Below are 18,823 nucleotides of genomic sequence, written 5' to 3'. Positions count from 1 at the left end.
TTAATGTATTTTAAGGTGTAATTCCAAGTTGTTTTTATAAATATAAAAGAGGTGTAGAAAATACGAGGATAGTATTTTTATTTAGTATTTGTATATACTGGATATAAAAAGAACTATATAGAAACCAATTTCTACATAGTTCTTTAATTAATATAATTCCTTAAGGATCTGCCTTAAGCTACACATTAAATCAGGATAAAGGAGTCTTGGTTCCTGATTCTTGTAGTGAAGCGGTCTTGTTTTTGATACTTTGTACCTAAGGGTAGAGGTAATGCTTTAAATAGAGGTAGCTATATCTAGCCTTTTTTGGTAATATCTCCCGATCCAGAAACAGCGGTATCTTCTTTTTCTGGATTTCCCTTATAATCAATATCTCCAGAACCTATCACTCTCGCTTTTAGTGCCTGTATAACTGTAATTTCGATATCTCCCGATCCAGTAAGTGATGCTTCAACTTTTTTTGCATTTAGATCATAAGCACTTAATCCTCCAGATCCTGTTACCTTACAGATAAGATTTTCTGTAGCTCCTTTTAATTTTATATCTCCGCTCCCTGTGATAAAACTTTCTATGTTGGTAGCTTCTACAGCCAATTTTATATCACCAGATCCTGAAATTTTAGTTGTAAAATCGTTAGATTTAATAACAGCTTCACTGTTAATATCTCCGGATCCTGCCAGAGTAACCGCATTGATATCCTTAAAAGGCACAGTAATTAATAGTTTATTACTCTTAGACGGTTTTAGATAGTACCCCTTTTTAATATTTAGTTTTAATATACCTCCTTCAATTTCTGTAGTGATGTATGGAATCAGATTACTTTCTGCAGTAACTGTTAGGTTCCCTTCGGTTCCGGATACTAGTAATACATCCAGACTATTACTTACTTTTATCTGGTCATATTCTGATAGATTTCTGGTTTTGTTGATCACATTACCATTACCTTCTATCTTTTCTCCCTGGTCCCACCATTGTGCATTTATTGCTGTAATGCAACTTAATAAAATACTTAAAATAACTGTTTTCATGATTGATTGATATTTGATGATTAATTTTTTCTTAAGTTTACGCTTCCATAACTAGTGGTTATTTTAATGATATTTCCACTACCGTTAGTAGTGCTATATCCTTCATAATACTTACCAGTATTTTCTTTGTTTTTTTTCAGAATATGAATATCATCTTCTAGTGTAATTCCTCCATAGGATGTTTTGATGAAAAAATTAAAATCCAGTGAAGGTTCATATCCTATGTCAACACCTGTATAATCTGTTTTAATGATTATATTTTTTGTGGTGGCTGCCAGATTTTTGACATCAATAGATCCGTAATCAGAATTGACATTCATATATGCTCGGATATCCCCGATATTTGTATCCAGATAATCTCCATTACCCTTTAAACTGTGCACATCGTGTACCGTCAATGCTCCATAATCACAGTTGTAGTCAAGTTCTTTTATAACACCAATTTTAGATTGCGAATAATCGGCAATTAACTGTATTTGTTCACCTTTTTCTAAAGTAAAATCAGAATAATCAGCATTGATTTTACCATTCTTCATATATTTAATACTACTATTATGTGTGTAATCAATTTTTACCAGGTTATCATTACCCATAAGTTCCCCTATAAGTATTTGTCCATAATCGCATTTAATAATAGCATTTCCCTTAATTTTATCAAGATTAATGCTTCCATAATCATTAGTGAGGTCAATCGAATTGTTTATAGGAACTTTAATTCTATAATTAATCTCCATTTTTAGATTATCGCTGCCCCAACTTTCTGTAAGTTTTTCCCACCAGGATTTTTCTACTTTATCAAAAATGGTTTTAGCACTAACCATTTGTGCAGATGATTCAAAAAGTACATCAATACCTTTTAATTTTTTCAACACTTTTTCTTCATCATTTCCATTAACTTTGATAATAATTTCTATTGTAACTTTGTTTTCATTCCAGGCAGTTATATGTAGGTTACCGAAGTCATTATTTATTTTTAATAAGGCATCGCTGTTCACAGTGAATTCCTTATTCATGGATTTTTCTTTGGTATATTTACCTTTCATGTGACCTCCACTGTTTCCTAAAACTATAAATGGAACTAAAAATAGCAGATATTTGATATTATAATATATTGTTTTCATCTTCTAATAAGTTTAATGTTTTAACAGTATTCATTTTTTCTAAAACCCCTTCTAATAGTGTCGCACGTTTCTGAAAATTAGTAATCATGGCGCTAATAACTCTTTTGTCATGATTACTTTGTAGCAGATCTTTTTGAAGTTGGAGATAATTGTTTTCCAGTTTTTCTAATTGTACCATAGCATCTTTTACCAGTTTCTCTGTTTCTGGAGATGGATTTTTATGTATTTCTTCTAGTTGGACCTGTATAGCAACGGTAAAGAAGTTTTGAGTTTCTTCCATTTTTGAAGATACACTGGCTAAGTCAGTCTCTTCTTTTTGGTTTAGTACTAGTGAGATGGATAACATTCCAAAAATAATAGCTACCGTTGCTGCTATGGCTAAAGGTTTCCGCCAATTTTGTTTTTTAGTGTGTAAAGGAACTATTTTATGTTGCTCCTTTAATTTTTCTAAAAAGCGCATTTCATGATCAGCAGAGGGTTCCATAATATCTAGTGTACCTTCTATATTTTCGAATAATATATCTATGTCATCTTTTTTATTCATTTCGTTTTTATTTTATCAAGGTGTTTAATAAATTAATTTTAAACAGCTTGTAATTTATTTCGTAAACTTTCTTTAGCTCTAGAAATAAGAGTTCTACAATTTGAATTAGTAATATTTAGAATTTGGCTAATTTCTTCATAATCATAACCTTCAATTAGGTGTAAAGTAAGTACAGTGCTATAGCTATCCTTTAATTGCTTTAACATATGTAATACAGTTTTAGCCTTTGTGTCAGTTATATCTTCCTGAATACTACTTTCGGTATCTGTTAATGCATATTCTATAGTTTCTATAGCAACTTCCTTTTTTATAGATTGCTTTCGATATACATTGAGACTAGCATTGATCGTTATTTTTTTTAACCATGAGCCAAACATTTTGTCATCTTTAAGTGATGATAATTTTGTAAATGCTGTCAGAAATGCTTCCTGCATAATATCTTCAGCTTCTGCTGTATCTTTTAAAATTCTGTAGGCGGCATTATACATAGTTTTATAATATCTATTATAAATTTCTAGCTGAGCATTCTGATCGCTGTTGCGGCATTTTTCTATCAGCTGTTCGATATGTAAAGTGGTTAGTGTCAAAAAATATATGATTCTTTTATAAAGATACAGATGGATTTCTTTTGTTACAGTTTTACATTTATTTTTTTTAAAATATGGCATAACAATTGAAATATAGTTATAGAATCTAAGCTGAATACCTTTATTTTACAAAGGTTTAGGATTCTAAAACTAATTTTACTTAATTTAAAACAAAATGTTATTTTGTACAGATGACAAAATGACTTTGATATATACGTATGACTAAATCCAAATTAACAACACTTGACAGTTTGTCATTTCAAGGGGTAAGCGAAGACGCAGAGTTAATACCATTAATGACTCCAGAAGATGAAGAAGAAATAGATAAAGAAGAATTACCTGAAATATTATCAATACTTCCATTGAGAAATACTGTATTATTTCCTGGTGTAGTAATTCCTATTACAGCAGGTCGTGATAAATCAATCAAATTACTTAATGATGCTAATGTTGGTAATAAAACAATTGGGGTCGTTTCTCAAAAAGAAGAAGAAGTAGAGAACCCATCTTCTAAAGATATCAATACTGTAGGGGTTGTAGCAAGAATTCTAAGAGTTCTGAAAATGCCTGATGGAAATACCACTGTTATTTTACAAGGTAAAAAGAGGTTTAAAATTGATGAAATTTTAGAAGAAACACCTTATATCAAAGCAAAGGTGTCTGATGTTCCTGAGATTAAACCTGCAAAAGAAAATGCAGAATTTAATACCATTATTGATTCTATTAAGGATTTGTCATTAGAAATTATAAAAGAAAGTCCTAATATTCCTAGTGAAGCATCTTTTGCTATTAAAAATATTGAAAGCAATTCTTTTCTTATCAATTTTGTATCGTCTAATCTTAACCTTTCTGTAGAAGAAAAGCAAAAAGTATTAGAGATTGATAACTTAAAAGACAGAGCTTTAGCCACCTTAAAATATATGAATATGGAGTTCCAGAAATTGGAGCTTAGAAATGATATTCAAAATAAGGTGCAGCATGATATGAGCCAGCAGCAGCGTGAATATTTCTTGCATCAGCAGATGAAAACGATACAGGAAGAGTTGGGCGGTGTTTCTCACGATGATGAGCTAGAAGAGATGCTGGCACGAAGTAAGGATAAGAAATGGGATGAAAAAGTTAAAAAGCATTTTGATAAGGAATTAGCAAAAATGCGTCGTATGAATCCACAGGTAGCAGAATATTCTATACAGCGAAATTATCTGGATCTTTTTCTGGATTTGCCCTGGAATGAGTTTAGTACTGATAAATTTGACTTAAAACGTGCTAAAAAAATATTAGACAGAGATCATTACGGACTAGATGAAGTAAAAAAGCGAATTATTGAGTATTTAGCAGTTCTAAAGCTTCGTAATGATATGAAATCACCCATTTTGTGTCTATATGGACCTCCCGGAGTTGGTAAGACTTCTTTAGGTAAATCTATTGCAGAGGCACTGGGTAGAGAATATGTGAGAATTTCATTAGGTGGACTACGTGATGAAGCAGAAATTCGTGGACATAGAAAAACTTATATTGGAGCAATGCCCGGTAGAATCATTCAGAGTCTTAAGAAAGCAGGAACCAGTAATCCGGTATTTGTACTTGATGAAATAGATAAACTTTCTATGGGTAATCAGGGTGATCCTTCATCAGCCTTATTAGAAGTATTAGATCCAGAGCAAAATTCTGAGTTTCACGATAACTTTTTAGAACTTGGATTTGATTTGTCAAAAGTAATGTTTGTGGCAACATCCAATAGTTTGAATACGATACAACCAGCGTTAAGAGATCGTATGGAGATCATTAATGTGACAGGATATACGATAGAAGAAAAAGTAGAGATTGCAAAACAGCATTTGCTGCCAAAACAGTTAGTAGAACATGGTCTTAATAAGACACATCTCAAAATTGGAAAATCGCAATTAGAAAAAATTGTAGAAGGATATACCAGAGAATCAGGAGTTCGTGGATTAGAAAAACAAATAGCAAAAGTTGTCCGGTATGCGGCTAAAAATATTGCTATGGAAGAAACGTATAATATTAAAATAGGGAATGATGATGTGGTTGAAATTCTTGGCATACCAAGATTAGAGCGTGATAAGTATGAAAATAATGAAGTGGCAGGTGTTGTTACAGGATTAGCCTGGACTAGTGTTGGTGGTGATATATTGTTTATTGAATCTATTCTCTCTAAAGGAAAAGGTACATTAAGCATTACCGGAAACTTAGGGAAGGTAATGAAGGAGTCAGCTACCATTGCGATGGAATATATTAAGGCAAATGCAGATGTATTAGGAATTGATTCTGAAATTTTTGCTAAATATAATGTACATATACATGTTCCTGAAGGTGCAACACCAAAAGATGGACCTAGTGCAGGTGTGACGATGTTAACCTCTTTAGTATCATTATTTACTCAAAGAAAGGTTAAGAAAAGTCTTGCTATGACTGGTGAAATCACACTGAGAGGAAAAGTCTTGCCTGTAGGAGGAATCAAAGAAAAGATTCTTGCAGCAAAAAGAGCACATATTAAAGAAATATTGTTATGTGAAGATAATAAAAGAGATATTGAAGAAATAAAACAAGAATATTTAAAAGGGCTTACCTTTCACTATGTAAAAGAAATGAGTGATGTGCTAGGGTTAGCATTGACAAAGAGTAAGGTTAAAAATGCTAAGAAACTGTAGTATTAATAAACTCTTACAATTAACTAAAAAAGACTATCCGATCGATAGTCTTTTTTAATTCCTAATTGGACTATAAAATAAAGCTAAATGGGATAGTGTCATGGCGAAATGACTTTTTGCAAACTGGAACCTTTGCGAGGTTAACATAGCTTTTATTAAATGTGGTCTTATATTAGTATCACATATTTCTCACTAATACAGGAGTATAACGATTTAGATTTTTTAGTACAATTTCACTTCCTTTTACTACGACTTCTAATGGTTGTTCCCCTTTATAAATTGATAAGTCTGTGGTGGCAGATAATCGTTCGTCTAATCCCCTTAACAAAGAGCCGCCACCTGTTAATAAAATACCGTTAGTATAGATGTCTGATGAAATCTCTGGAGGAATATCGGATAAAATATCCAATACTGCATTTTCTATTTGCGTGAGAGATTTATCCAAACTACGTGCAATTTCTTTATGAGAAACATTAATTTGTTTTGGCTTACCGGTGAGCATATCTCTACCTTGTACTTGCAAGGTATCGGGAGGAATCTCTAATGCTTCTATGGCAGATCCTATTTTGATCTTTATTTTTTCGGCAGTACTTTCTCCAATATGTAGATTATGTTGTTCTCTGATATACTGAATAATATCATCATTAAACATATTACCAGCTATTCTTAATGATTGACCAGAGACAATGCCACCCAGCGTAATCACCGCAATCTCTGTAGTGCCACCTCCTATATCTACTACCATATTTCCTATGGGCTGTAACACATCAATACCCGCTCCGATAGCAGCAGCCATAGGCTCTTCGATTAAGTATATTTTTTTTGCGTTGAGTCGTTTTGCAGACTCTTTAACTGCTCTCATTTCTACTTTAGTGATACCACATGGTATAGAAATTATCATATTAAGAGAGGTTCTAAAAGCTGCTTTTTGTAAAGAAAACAATTTTTTAATCAGAATTTTTAACATCTTTTCTGATAAATCAAAATTTGCGATAACACCATTTCTTAGAGGGTAAAGGGTCTTGATATTTTTGTGGATTTTACCTCGCATATAATTAGCTTCTTTTCCTACGGCAATAATTTTTCCACTAATGCGATGTACAGCAATAATAGAAGGACTATTGATGACTATTTTACCTCTATGGGTAATTAGCGTATTAGTTGTGCCTAGGTCTATAGCGATTTTTTCTGTTAGAAAGTCAAAAAAACTCATGGAGTTAAGGGTTATATTTGTGTTGATTGATTTATATAATAAGTTGGTCTTAGTTATTTACATAAAATCTAAAGTATACTAACTCTTATAATTATTTAATATTGCACTTATAAATTTAATATATTGATTTTCAATAATTTGTGTTCTTTGCTCATTGTAGATTATTTAAATATGTATTTTAGATAATCATGACTTTTACATTTAATAAACATAAGACGTACTTGTATTTTGCAAAATGTAAGTATCCTAAAATGATCAGAATACAGAGTAAATAAAATTTTTATCGCTAACTATCGTTTTCCAGTTTGTTTCTTTTATTTTTGTTGCTCATGATGCGTACACATTTTTTATTAATATTCGTTTTTATTACAACGTGCACTTTTTCACAAATAGGAGGTAGGTATACTTATCAGTTTTTGAATTTGGTTTCCTCACCCAGACAGGCAGCACTTGGTGGTAAATATGTCACTGGCTACAATGATGATCCTACTTCTGCTATTCTCAATCCGGCATCAATTCAGTTACAAATGGATAATCAGCTGGCTGTGAATTACGTAAATTATATAGCGGATGTTAATTATGGATCGGTGTCTTATGCAAAAGCTTTTGGGGCGAAAGAAAGAGTATTTCATGCAGGAGTAACGTATATTAATTATGGAACGTTTGCTGGTTTTGATGAATTTGGTGTGGCAACAAACGATTTTGGAGCAAGTGAGGTAGCTATCTCTATAGGTTATGCTTACACTATTCCTAATTCTAATATACATGTAGGTGCCAATGCTAAGTTTATTTCTTCTAAATTAGAAGAGTATACATCATTAGGCGGTGCCGTAGATTTAGGATTAATTTATCATAACCCAGAAAGTACATTTGATTTTGGTATTGTAGTAAGGAACCTTGGTACGCAATTTACTACCTATGCAGAAATACGAGAGGATTTACCATTAGCAGTCGATGCTGGATTTGCTCAAACCTTAAAAAATGTTCCTATTCGCTGGAATTTTACGCTTGAGAATTTACATATATGGGATATAGCTTTTAGTAATCCTGCCAGGGATTTAACAGATCTGGAAGGCAATGTAGAAGAAGATGATCCAGGCTTTTTTAATAATGCGTTAAGGCATACTGTTTTGGGGTTAGAATTTTTTCCTGATAGTGGTTTTAATATTAGAGTAGGATATAATTTTAGAAGATCAGAAGAATTAAGAATAGAAAACCAACGGTCATTTGCAGGGTTAAGTGGTGGAATTGCTTTAACCTTAGGAAAGTTTAAATTTGCCTATTCGTATGCCCGTTATAATTCTGCAGCGTCAACCAGTACCTTTGGTATTAATATAAATCTACAATAGTGGCCAATAAAAAAATCATCATAGCAATAGATGGATATTCATCTACAGGTAAAAGTACAGTTGCCAGACAACTAGCAAAAGCACTAGGATATATTTATGTAGATACAGGAGCTATGTATCGAGCAGTTACATTATTTGCTATGAGGAAGTGTTTTGTTGATGCAACCCATTTTAATAAAGAGGCACTTGAACGGTTTTTACCATTTATTCATATACATTTTGAGGTTAATACAAAAACAGGAATTGCTGAAGTATATCTTAATAATGAAAATGTAGAAAAAGAAATTAGAAAATTAGAAGTTTCTAAGCTGGTAAGTCCTGTAGCTGCAGTTTCTGTAGTACGACGAAAATTAGTTGAACAACAACAATTAATGGGTAAGGATAAGGGCATTGTTATGGATGGCAGAGATATTGGTACTGTAGTATTTCCTGAAGCTGAACTTAAATTATTTATGACGGCTACCGCAAAGGATAGGGCAGAGCGTCGGTACAATGAACTAATAGAAAGAGGAGATAAAGTTACATATGAAGATGTACTAAAAAATGTGGTTAATAGAGATCATATTGATAGTACAAGAAAAGATTCTCCTCTAAGAAAGGCTGATGATGCTATAATGATTGATAATTCTAATCTTACATTAGAAGAGCAGTTCGAACAAATTATGAAAATTACTAAAGATATAATTTCGAAAATGGAATAATATTTTATATAAGTATTAATGAAAAAGACCATCCGGAAAGGATGGTCTTTTTGTTTACAGATGTTTAATAAAGACGTGTTATTTATTCTTTTATAAACGAATGATTGGATCGTTTCTGATCTACTGTCAAAGTGACGAAATAACGACCCGATTGTATAGAGTTTACTTCAATAACTTTATTATTTACAGGCCCTTGAGAAATAACTCTTCCTTGTAAATCATAAATGCTATAAGAAACTTTTGTATCAGGAGTACTAACATTAATAATATTACTTTCTTTTAATAAAGTAGGAAAAATAGAAATTTTTGTAGCCTGTGTGGTTTTGAATTCATCTACTTGTGCCCCTTTAGCCAATGTTCCACCTATAGTAAACGTGGTAGACTCAAAAGAACCAAACTGACCTCCTGATGCTAATGTTGTTCCATTAGAAGTTAAGGAGTAAGATCCATTACCATAAGAACAACAGATACCATCACCATAGGTATCATCAATTCTAAAAGTATATGTTCCTGCATCTAAACATTCTGTTACAGTGATTGTAGAACCATCTGGTTGAGAACCATAAGTTCCGCCAGAAGCAATCACATTATTACTGCTATCAGTAATTTGCCAGCTTGTTTCCTGAGGGTAATCATCTAATGTAATTGATAGATCTACATCTGTACAAGAGGGATTTGTAATACTTCCTGTAGTAAGACTAATATCGTCTACAGTCATATCTCCACTCCAAGAGGTACCGGTAGTACCGTTAAATCTTAGTTGTAGACTTTCTCCCGTATATGCGACTAAGTTAATAGTCTCTGTAAACCACGAGTTACCTTGATTCCCTGTTTCTGACCAGATAGAAGTCCAGCTAATACCATCATCACTACTTGCTTCTAAATTCAGAGTTCCCATAGCTGAGCCAAACATATGATATTGGAAAGAGAAAGTAGCTTGTGTAGTTCCACTTAGGTCAAAACAAGGGGAGTTTAAAATAGCATTTTTAGTTGGATACCCTGTTCCGTTACCAGATGCTTCTATGTATGCGTAAAATGATCCTTCTGTAGCACTTGATGGCCCTGTGTTATTTGATGGAGTCCCATTACTATCTATAGTCCAATTAATATCATCGTCTGTAGCCTGCGTCCACGCTCCTAATCCAGATTCAAAACCTTCTGTGTATGGATAAGATGATATTCCTCCTGCACATCCAGCACCAGCTTCTGTGGTAGATGCAGTAATGATACTACTAAAATCAGAACTATTGCCTGCTGCATCTTTTGCTAAAACTTTAAATGAGTATGTAGTACTAGGAGTAAGCCCTACTACTGTATAAGTTGTTTCTGTTGTGGAGGCAATAAGGTCATCACCCTGATACACATCATATTCTGCTACCGCAACATTATCAGTTGCTGCAGTCCAAGAAAGATCAATCGATGATTGCGTTTCATTAGAAGCTGCCAGGTCAGTAGGTACTGTTGGATCTTCTGTATCAGGTACAGTTTCACCATCAATTTCAAAATCAGAATCAGATATGTCAAAGAAAATGTTCCCAGATCCTTTTACCATAATTCTATTTTCTGTGCCCTGCTCATTAGGTACTATAATACTATGTGAACCATCATTAGCAACACCAGTTGCTAGTGCTATTGGGTAAGAATCACCACCATCTGTAGATAATAAAATATCTACATTAGCTGCGTTAATTCCATTTCCTGTTGTTCCTGCAACATCCCAGGTGATAACTTGGGCAGAACCTGCTTCCCAGCTTACATTGGTATTAGGAGAATTGACTACAAACGGACCCGCTGAAGCAGTTACACTTACTGTCATATCATCACTATTATTACCGGCACCACCAGCTTTATTGTCTCTAACTGTTAGTCGGAAATTTAAATCTCTGGAAACATCAGGAACAGCTTCCCATTGCCACGAGGTTGCACCTGTTTTAATAGTTTCTAATCTAGGAAAATATCGTTCATTAGAGGTTGTAGGATTATAAGACCTAAAGGATACACCAGAGGTTGATGTAACACTTGGATAAGTAGTTGCAGAATCATTTTCATCTGCTTGCTCCCAGCAATAAGTAAGTGCATCTCCATCTGCGTCTGATGCGGTACCTGTAAGAACAAAGGGTGTTCCGCTAGGAATTGTTAAATCTGTTCCTGCATCTACTGTAGGAACAGCATTACCAGTATTTGTTTCTACCTGACAACTTGTAGATTTAATATAATCTGTTACTTGTTCTATAGAGAAAAAATGAAAATAAGGATCGCTATTTTGCTGTACATCTGTGGCTCCTGTAATTCCTGCATATCCCATAATCGTAGTACCACTACCTGGTTCAAAGTGTGCATTTGTACCTTCATTTCTAAATGAAAATGTATGATTAGCTCCAAACTGATGCCCCATTTCATGAGCTACATAATCAATATCAAATTCGTCTCCTACAGGAGTAGATCTTGAAGTAAAAGCACTTCCTTTACTTCCGTCAACACAAACACAACCAATACACCCTGCGTTACCATTATCTCCATCAAGAATAAATACGTGACCTATATCATAATTAGCTTCTCCAATTACACTAGTTAAAGTAGCTTGTAGTTGACTGTTATAACTTCCGGTATATGGATCTGTACTGGCATTAGTATAAACTACATCATCATTATTAGGAATCAATTGCATCGTTACAGCAAAATCATTTTCGAATACTCCGTTTACACGAGTCATTGTTGTATTTATAGCAGCCATAGTACTTGCTACAGTACCTCCATGAAATTGTGCATATTCTCCATTTGTAGAAACGGCTAGCCTAAAAGTTCTTAAAGTACTATCATCTGCATTTCTGTTTTGTACAGATGATGTGGTTAGGTTTGGTGTATTTTCATCTACTAAACAGCTGAATTTTTTTGATATTGCTGGCTTTTCTGATCTGGAGTACACTGTATAAAGATCTCCTGATTTAGTTACTGGTTCAATAAATATAGTATTCTCAGATCCCATACGCATACTTTGTAGTCCTATAGGTGATACACTAAATCTGATTTTTGCAGTGGGATCTGTAATTCCTTGTCCTGCATAGGATTTAATTTCCGGGAATTTGGCAGCAAGTTCCGGATGCATAACAGAGGCTTCAAATACACTAAAAACTTCCATTTCTCCTTTTGCATTAGGAAAAGATAGAAGTAGAGGTGAAGCTGCAGATTTTCCTCTTAGTGGAGATTTTTCCAAACTTTGCTTAATACCTGTTACATCTAATGTAAATAAGGTGTTTAATGGTAATTCTGCTCTCGAGTTTAGAGTACTTTGGTTCTTGGTTTGGTTGTCTGATTTCTTCCAAAAATCTTGGGAGAAACCAAAGGTAATCATGAACATCGCCGTGATTATAGATAATTGTGTTTTCATGTGAAAAAATTAATAAATTAGTAAGTGTCAAATTTATAAATAATTATGGAAATCTGTGAAATATTTAACAAATAATCCATTTTGGTTATTTTTTTGAGGTAAAACCATCGTTTGTTTACGATTTTACTGTTTGTATAACGAAGTTGTAATTAAAATTTTGAAATTTAATTGTAATGGTATTCTTATTTTTTTAACAATTATAATGTATAATAATTAATGTTTGTTATCTGAAAAATTAGTGTGAATAGAAAAGATACGAGTAGAGGCTTTTTTAGATTTCTTTAACTATTTACGTATAGTATAAATTTGTATGCGTTTGATTACGATCGTTTACTATCTAGTATAGATAAATTTGTTTTTTAAAGAGAGTTGTGATATTAAATAAAGAGCATTTAAAAGCGAACAAAAAAAGACTGCCTTTTCCGACAGTCTTTTTTTTTATTCAGTACTATTTTAAAAGTAGTACTATAAATTAGGGATAATCAATTCTTGTCCCGGGTGAATTACATCAGGATTCTTCAATATACCAGTATTTGCTTCAAAAATTGCTTTATATTTCATTGGATCTTTATAATAATGCTTTGCTATTTTGCTTAAAGACTCACCTCCTTTTACTGTATGCTTGTGATAAATAGATTCATCAGCAACTTTAATATCAGCGATAATATCAGAAGGAGATTCACCACCAATTTCTTTTATTTTATCCCAAAGTTGATTTTTTTCATATTGAGTACTGGCAGTTCCATTAACCTTAAGAACCCCATTTTCTTCAGAAACATCGCCATTTTGAATATTTAACTCTTGTCCCAGGTCAAGAACATCTTGATATTTTGCTTTTACCATAACTAAGTTGACTTTTTATTAATTAATTAGATTTACTCAAATATAATAATTTCTAAAATTGATAATGTGCTTTTTTGTTATTAAAAATGTCTTATTCTCGATGAAATACATAATTTTTCTATATTCGAATATTTGTAAATAACATTTATTATGTTCAGAAAACGCTTCTATTATCTTATTCAACTTCAATATTTGGGGTTTAGATACCATGGTTGGCAAAAACAACCTAATGTGAATACATTACAGAGAATGACAGAGAGAACGATAAGCTATGTGCTGGAGCATAAAGATTTTAAAGTACTAGCTGCGGGAAGGACGGATGCTAAAGTTTCTGCTAATGAAGCGTTTATAGAATTATTCGTAGATCATCATCCATTACAAATAGATGATTTTTTTCAATTATTAAATGAAAACCTTCCTCAGGACATTAGAGCATTGAGGATTGAGGAAACGAATGAACAATTTAATATCATTCAGCATCCTAAGATTAAAGAGTATGTATATTTATTTACTTTTGGGAAAAAGTTTCATCCATTTAGTGCTCCTTTTATGTATAACGTAATGGAATCTTTGGATATTTCTATTATGCAGGAGGCAGCAAAATTATTTGAAGGGAAACATAATTTTAGATCATATTGTTATCGACCTAACGAAAAGACTGTAGTGGAAGGTGAGATTTTACGTTGCCAAATTATCAAAAATGAATTGTATACGGCTAATTTTTTTCCGGAAGAAAGTTATATGTTACAAGTAAAAGGTGAAGGATTTAAAAGAAATCAAATTAGATTGATGATGGGAGCACTTTTAGATGTAGGTAAAGGAAAGTTTGATATCGATTTTATAAAAAGAACTTTAGATCCTGAAAGTGAAAAAATAGTTTTAGAACATATCGTACCGGGATCAGGATTGATCTTGAATTCAGTAACGTTTACAGAAGAGGTAGATGCTGTATAAAGTTCATCTTACATAATTATAATTACGGAAGTATATGAAAATTATTTCTACTAATATAGGAACTTCTCAGATCATTTCTTGGAGAGGAAAAAAAGTGAAAACAGGGATTTTCAAGTATCCTGTGAATGAGCCTGTTTACCTGGATATTGAGGATGTAAAAAACGATCATGTTATGGATAGAAGATTTCATGGAGGTGTTGATAAAGCTTGTTATCTCTATGCCGCAGATCATTATCCTTTTTGGAAAAACAAATATCCGGATCTGGAATGGAACTATGGTATGTTTGGAGAAAATCTAACAGTATTGGGGTTAGATGAACGTTTGATGAAGATAGGAAGTATCTATAGATTAGGTGATGCCATCGTTCAAGTATCACAACCCAGACAACCTTGTTATAAATTAGGAGTACGTTTTGGAACTCAAAAAGTTCTTAAAGAATTTATAAATTCTTTGTTTCCTGGAATATATGTTAGGGTACTAAGTGCTGGATATGTGAGAAAAGGAGATATTCTAACTATCGAGAAAGAGCATATAGAAGGTTTGTCTATAAATCAAATGTATAGGTTGCTTTATGATCAGACATCACATCCTGAATGGGCAAAAAGAGCGCTAAATGATCCTTTCGTAGTTGAGAATAATAAAGAAGTAATAAATAAAAGATATAAGAAAATTATATAGACATTATACTGTTATAAACAGACGTATATTTTGAAAAAGCATAAATTAGAAATATACTGAATACGTTTAAAAATAACCGAAAAATACATTGAGTACTTAGAGTTTTTGATATTAAATTTGTTACTTCAGTGTTAAGCTGAAATTGTAAACGTTTTAGCTCTTAATGAAACTAAAGATAATTACAGTAAAGATAAATAGAGTCATAGTCTTACATTAATTACTTATAAATACAGACATATAAAAATGAAAAATAATTGTATTATTTTCTTATTGCTTTTAACCATATCGATTACCAGTATTTCTTGTTCGCCACAGTCAGATCAACCTGTTGTGAGAATGAATAGTGATGAAGTTTTGGAATGGGTGAATTTTCCTGCAATTTCAGAAGATGGTACTTATTTCTTAGCGGTATATAGCGAATATTCCTGTTGTCTGGATTTAGGAGGTGTATTACAGAAAATAAAAGCAAGTAATGGAAAGGTTGTAGAAGAAATAATACTTAGTTCAAGTGAAGAAATTGATCCACCTTTTACTCTTGAAAAAAAGCAAGAAATTCTTAAAGATGCAAATCGACTGCTAAAGGAGTTTACATATCATGCACTACAAAAGCTTCCCAGCTTAGAGGAAAACACAAAACTAAAAGATGATAGATTACAAATTCAGGTAGATTTAGCAAATCGTTCCTATGTTAGTAAAAAATTTAGTTTGCCAAAACTAAAGGCTTCCGGTTATTGTTGTGGAGCAATCGATGATAAGAAAAACTGTTTGGTAGATCAATCCATTACAAGTACCTGGTTAAGTAAAATTCATGAAACTTTTTTTATAGAATCTGGATTCTCAGGGCAAGCAGATGGGTGTGATCAGGGACCATTTTTTAAGATAGTGCCAGCAATAGATTAACCACGCTCTAAAGTTTCTTCTTCAGATTGTAGGATTGTTAGCGCCAGTTTTATCGTGTCGTATCCAATTGCACCCTCAAAATGATCAAAATAAAGACGAAGACTATCTGGGTTCTGCAATGTTTCTTTTGCTTTTTTAATTGTTTTCACATCTGCTTTACTCACAAACTGCATTAAATCAATTGATTCTCCAGTAGCGTGTAATTTCATAATATGTGAGAAGATAGTAGAAGAAGCTAATTTTCGTTTTACTGCTATTTCTTCGATAGAGAATCCTTCTTTGTATAAGCGTAAGGTTTCTTTTAGAGATTCTCCTTTACTGTTGCTGGTTTTTTTCTTTTTTATTTGTGCAGTCTTTTCTTTGGAAAATGCTATAATAGCTTTAATGAACTGATGACCATAATTTTGCATTTTTAATCTACCTACACCACTTATCTGCATAAATTCTTCATCACTCATAGGTCTGAATTTTTCCATTTCTTTTAGTGTAGCATCACTAAAAATCTGATAAGCAGGTATGCCAGCTTCCCTGGAAAGTTCTAGTCGTAGTTCTCTCAATTTTTGGAATAAATCGGGAGCAGCCCCTTTATTAGTTTGCTTAGTGACTACCTCTTTTTTCTTTTCGAATTCTTTGAGATTGGCCAAGTATATTTTTTGACCATCAAATAATACTTTTTTAGAAAGTGCGGTAAGTCTCAATTTATTATTAAGATGGAAGGCAATTTCGAGATATCCCTGATTGATCAACTGGATAATATATTGTTGCCAGTCTCTCCATGGAATATCTGCGGCGATTCCATATGTTTTCAATTTTTGATAACCTTTATCGAGTATAGCGGCATTCTGAGCTCCTCGTAATATATCAATCACGGTTCCTATAGCTTCTTCTTCTTTTACCCGTGCTACGGTAGATAAGGCTTTTTGAGCAATAATTGTTCCGTCAATAAAACTGGGTGGATTTTTACATACGTCACAATTACCACAATCTTCTGTAATCAATTCACCAAAATAGCTTAATAAAATTTTTCTTCTGCAACTAAGAGAATCAGCATATTGCTTCATCCTTTCCAGCTTTGCTATTTGTACTTCCTGATTGCCAGACATATTTGCAAATTTTTGCAGTTGTACAACATCTGCATAGCTATGAAAGAGTAGAGTGTCTGCTGGTAATCCATCACGCCCCGAACGACCAATTTCCTGATAATACCCTTCTATGTTTTTTGGTAAATTATAGTGGATTACCCATCTCACATTGGATTTATCAATTCCCATCCCAAAAGCAATTGTAGCACATACAATTTGTATAGTATCATTAATAAAACCTTCTTGTACAGCAGCTCTTTTAAGATGATCAATACCTGCATGATATGCTGCTGCTTTGTACCCTGAATTCTGAAGTTTATCGGCTAACATTTCTGTCGTTTTTCTACTTAAACAGTAGATAATTCCGCAATCATTAGGTTTGTCTCGAAGGAAATCAATAATTTGTTCTACTCTTTTATTTCCTGGTCGTACTTCTAAGCTTAAATTTGTTCTATCAAATGATGCTACATGTTGTTTAGCATGTGGTATATTAAGTTGTTGACAGATATCTTGTCTTGTTGCCTTATCAGCCGTTGCCGTTAATGCAATAATGGGAATCTCAGGAAATCGATTTTTTAGATATCCTAACTGTGTATATGCAGGCCTAAAATCGTGACCCCAGGAAGAAATACAATGAGCTTCATCAATAGCAATTAAACTAATTTCTATCTGAGAGAGTATGGTATCTATAAATGATAAGCTTTCTGGGGCAATATAGAGTAGTTTGATTTCTTTATCAATTAATTTTTGATAGATGTCCTGTTGTTCATTTTCCTGCTGACTACTGTTTACAAACGCAGCCTTGATACCATTAGCACGTAATCCATCTACTTGATCCTTCATCAGTGCAATCAATGGCGAAATAACAAGAGTAATTCCTGGTAGTAGAATTGCAGGAAGCTGAAAACACATTGATTTTCCACCTCCGGTAGGCATGATTACCATATTATCCTGACCGTCAAAGATAGAATCTATAATCTCCTGTTGTAATGGACGAAAACGATCGTAACCAAAATATTCTTTTAATGTACTTAATATTTGTAATTGCTCTGGCATAAATACAAAGAAATGAAAATAGTATGAAAAAATGAACTGGTTTTGTAAATAAGCTTTGATACATAAAACTGTATTTATCCAGGTAGAAATATTCGCTTTAATTTATATCCATGTAACCTAATTATTTCTGATTCTAGGTATTGTAGTAGCATAGGGCAATCTCTTTTAAAATCGTCACACAAAATCTTTTTATGTTTATTACCTAATGAGAGTGTTATGGTAAGCATACTATTACAAGAAGCCTGATTGTTATAGGTGTCTTTTAAATTAAAAAAATCGCTTTCCAGAATTTTTTTAATAAGCTGGTTTCTTTCTGTTTTACTAACCTTTTGTGTAGAATATGTATGATAGGATGCCAATGTATCTTTATTAATACTATTTTCGGTATCTGGATAGAAGCTAAGGATGGTATCTTTTAAAACAAATTTATCATAATGAAAAGCACCACGTTCTACTATTAATACTATAGTCGAGCTATCTATAGATCGGATAACCGGATTTTTACTTACCATTATATTTGATTGTCTCTTATTAGAATTCATACAACCGACGATAAGAAGCATGGTGTTCAATATTAAAAATAAAATAAAATTTTTCATCTAAAGTGCTTATTATGTTTTAATTATAGTTAGGAATAATAAAATAAATTATATAAAAAATAATGTAAATATTTTATGGATAATGGTGCTACTGTTTAATCCAAATATTG

Annotated in this window: 15 protein-coding genes; 6 read left to right on the top strand and 9 right to left on the bottom strand. The window is 32.6% G+C overall.

Features of this window, described 5'->3' with window-relative positions; all coding sequences use genetic code 11:
* Positions 1–296: 296 nt before the first annotated feature.
* From ABD816_RS06830 to ABD816_RS06815, 4 genes are read right to left on the bottom strand one after another with little or no spacing between them, the layout of a single operon-like run.
* On the bottom strand, positions 297–1,028 hold the full coding sequence (locus ABD816_RS06830) for a head GIN domain-containing protein (RefSeq protein WP_344925858.1): 732 nt from the start codon (positions 1,026–1,028) through the stop codon (positions 297–299).
* A 20-nt stretch (positions 1,029–1,048) separates the two neighbouring features.
* The gene (locus ABD816_RS06825) at positions 1,049–2,149 is read right to left on the bottom strand and encodes a DUF4097 family beta strand repeat-containing protein (RefSeq protein WP_344925856.1); all 1,101 of its coding nucleotides are present in this window, start codon (positions 2,147–2,149) and stop codon (positions 1,049–1,051) included.
* Positions 2,130–2,693 (bottom strand): hypothetical protein, encoded by a 564-nt coding sequence (locus ABD816_RS06820; protein ID WP_344925855.1) that lies wholly within the window; start codon positions 2,691–2,693, stop codon positions 2,130–2,132. The genes ABD816_RS06825 and ABD816_RS06820 overlap by 20 nt, the downstream gene beginning before the upstream one ends.
* 38 nt (positions 2,694–2,731) lie before the next feature.
* Positions 2,732–3,280, bottom strand: coding sequence for an RNA polymerase sigma factor (locus ABD816_RS06815; RefSeq protein WP_344925854.1), 549 nt, complete (start codon positions 3,278–3,280; stop codon positions 2,732–2,734).
* Positions 3,281–3,498: 218 nt separating this feature from the next.
* On the opposite strand from ABD816_RS06815, the gene lon reads away from it, so the two are divergent.
* Positions 3,499–5,949, top strand: coding sequence for an endopeptidase La (gene lon, locus ABD816_RS06810; RefSeq protein WP_344925853.1), 2,451 nt, complete (start codon positions 3,499–3,501; stop codon positions 5,947–5,949).
* Positions 5,950–6,127: 178 nt separating this feature from the next.
* On the opposite strand, the gene mreB is transcribed toward lon, so the two are convergent.
* Positions 6,128–7,162 (bottom strand): rod shape-determining protein, encoded by a 1,035-nt coding sequence (mreB, locus tag ABD816_RS06805; protein ID WP_344925851.1) that lies wholly within the window; start codon positions 7,160–7,162, stop codon positions 6,128–6,130.
* 329 nt (positions 7,163–7,491) lie between these two features.
* Here mreB and porQ point away from each other — a divergent pair, with 329 nt between their 5' ends.
* Together porQ and cmk are read left to right on the top strand one after the other, a co-directional pair.
* The gene (porQ, locus tag ABD816_RS06800; protein ID WP_344925849.1) at positions 7,492–8,511 is read left to right on the top strand and encodes a type IX secretion system protein PorQ; all 1,020 of its coding nucleotides are present in this window, start codon (positions 7,492–7,494) and stop codon (positions 8,509–8,511) included.
* Positions 8,511–9,212: a (d)CMP kinase gene (gene cmk / locus ABD816_RS06795; protein WP_344925847.1), complete on the top strand. Its 702-nt coding sequence runs from the start codon at positions 8,511–8,513 to the stop codon at positions 9,210–9,212. Before porQ ends, cmk begins: the two co-directional genes overlap by 1 nt.
* An 82-nt stretch (positions 9,213–9,294) precedes the next feature.
* On the opposite strand, the gene ABD816_RS06790 is transcribed toward cmk, so the two are convergent.
* Positions 9,295–12,600 carry a reprolysin-like metallopeptidase gene (locus tag ABD816_RS06790; protein WP_344925846.1) on the bottom strand — a complete coding sequence of 1,102 codons (3,306 nt, stop codon included), beginning with the start codon at positions 12,598–12,600 and terminating at the stop codon, positions 9,295–9,297.
* Between the two features lie 465 nt (positions 12,601–13,065).
* Positions 13,066–13,443, bottom strand: a complete 378-nt coding sequence (locus ABD816_RS06785; protein WP_344925844.1) for a LysM peptidoglycan-binding domain-containing protein — start codon at positions 13,441–13,443, stop codon at positions 13,066–13,068.
* Between the two features lie 150 nt (positions 13,444–13,593).
* Here ABD816_RS06785 and ABD816_RS06780 point away from each other — a divergent pair, with 150 nt between their 5' ends.
* From ABD816_RS06780 to ABD816_RS06770, 3 genes are all read left to right on the top strand, one after another.
* Complete coding sequence (locus ABD816_RS06780) at positions 13,594–14,397, top strand: tRNA pseudouridine synthase A (protein WP_344925843.1); 804 nt, start codon at positions 13,594–13,596, stop codon at positions 14,395–14,397.
* 34 nt (positions 14,398–14,431) lie between these two features.
* Entirely contained in the window at positions 14,432–15,076 is a 645-nt protein-coding gene (locus ABD816_RS06775) for an MOSC domain-containing protein (protein WP_344925841.1), read from the top strand.
* A 243-nt stretch (positions 15,077–15,319) separates the two neighbouring features.
* A complete protein-coding gene (locus ABD816_RS06770; RefSeq protein WP_344925839.1) occupies positions 15,320–15,976 on the top strand; it encodes a hypothetical protein in 657 nt (218 codons plus the stop codon).
* Here ABD816_RS06770 and recQ read toward each other — a convergent pair.
* Both recQ and ABD816_RS06760 read right to left on the bottom strand, forming a co-directional pair.
* Positions 15,973–18,114 carry a DNA helicase RecQ gene (gene recQ, locus ABD816_RS06765; protein WP_344925837.1) on the bottom strand — a complete coding sequence of 714 codons (2,142 nt, stop codon included), beginning with the start codon at positions 18,112–18,114 and terminating at the stop codon, positions 15,973–15,975. The two genes, ABD816_RS06770 and recQ, sit on opposite strands and share 4 nt — an antisense overlap.
* 74 nt (positions 18,115–18,188) lie before the next feature.
* Positions 18,189–18,713 carry a DUF6438 domain-containing protein gene (locus ABD816_RS06760; RefSeq protein WP_344925835.1) on the bottom strand — a complete coding sequence of 175 codons (525 nt, stop codon included), beginning with the start codon at positions 18,711–18,713 and terminating at the stop codon, positions 18,189–18,191.
* Between the last annotated feature and the right edge of the window lie 110 nt (positions 18,714–18,823).

The organism is Aquimarina addita (genome assembly GCF_039539305.1).
GTDB classification, from domain to species: Bacteria; Bacteroidota; Bacteroidia; order Flavobacteriales; family Flavobacteriaceae; genus Aquimarina; species Aquimarina addita.
The sequence above is the reverse complement of the archived record's forward strand: the minus strand, read 5'-3'. Positions and strand labels throughout refer to the sequence as shown.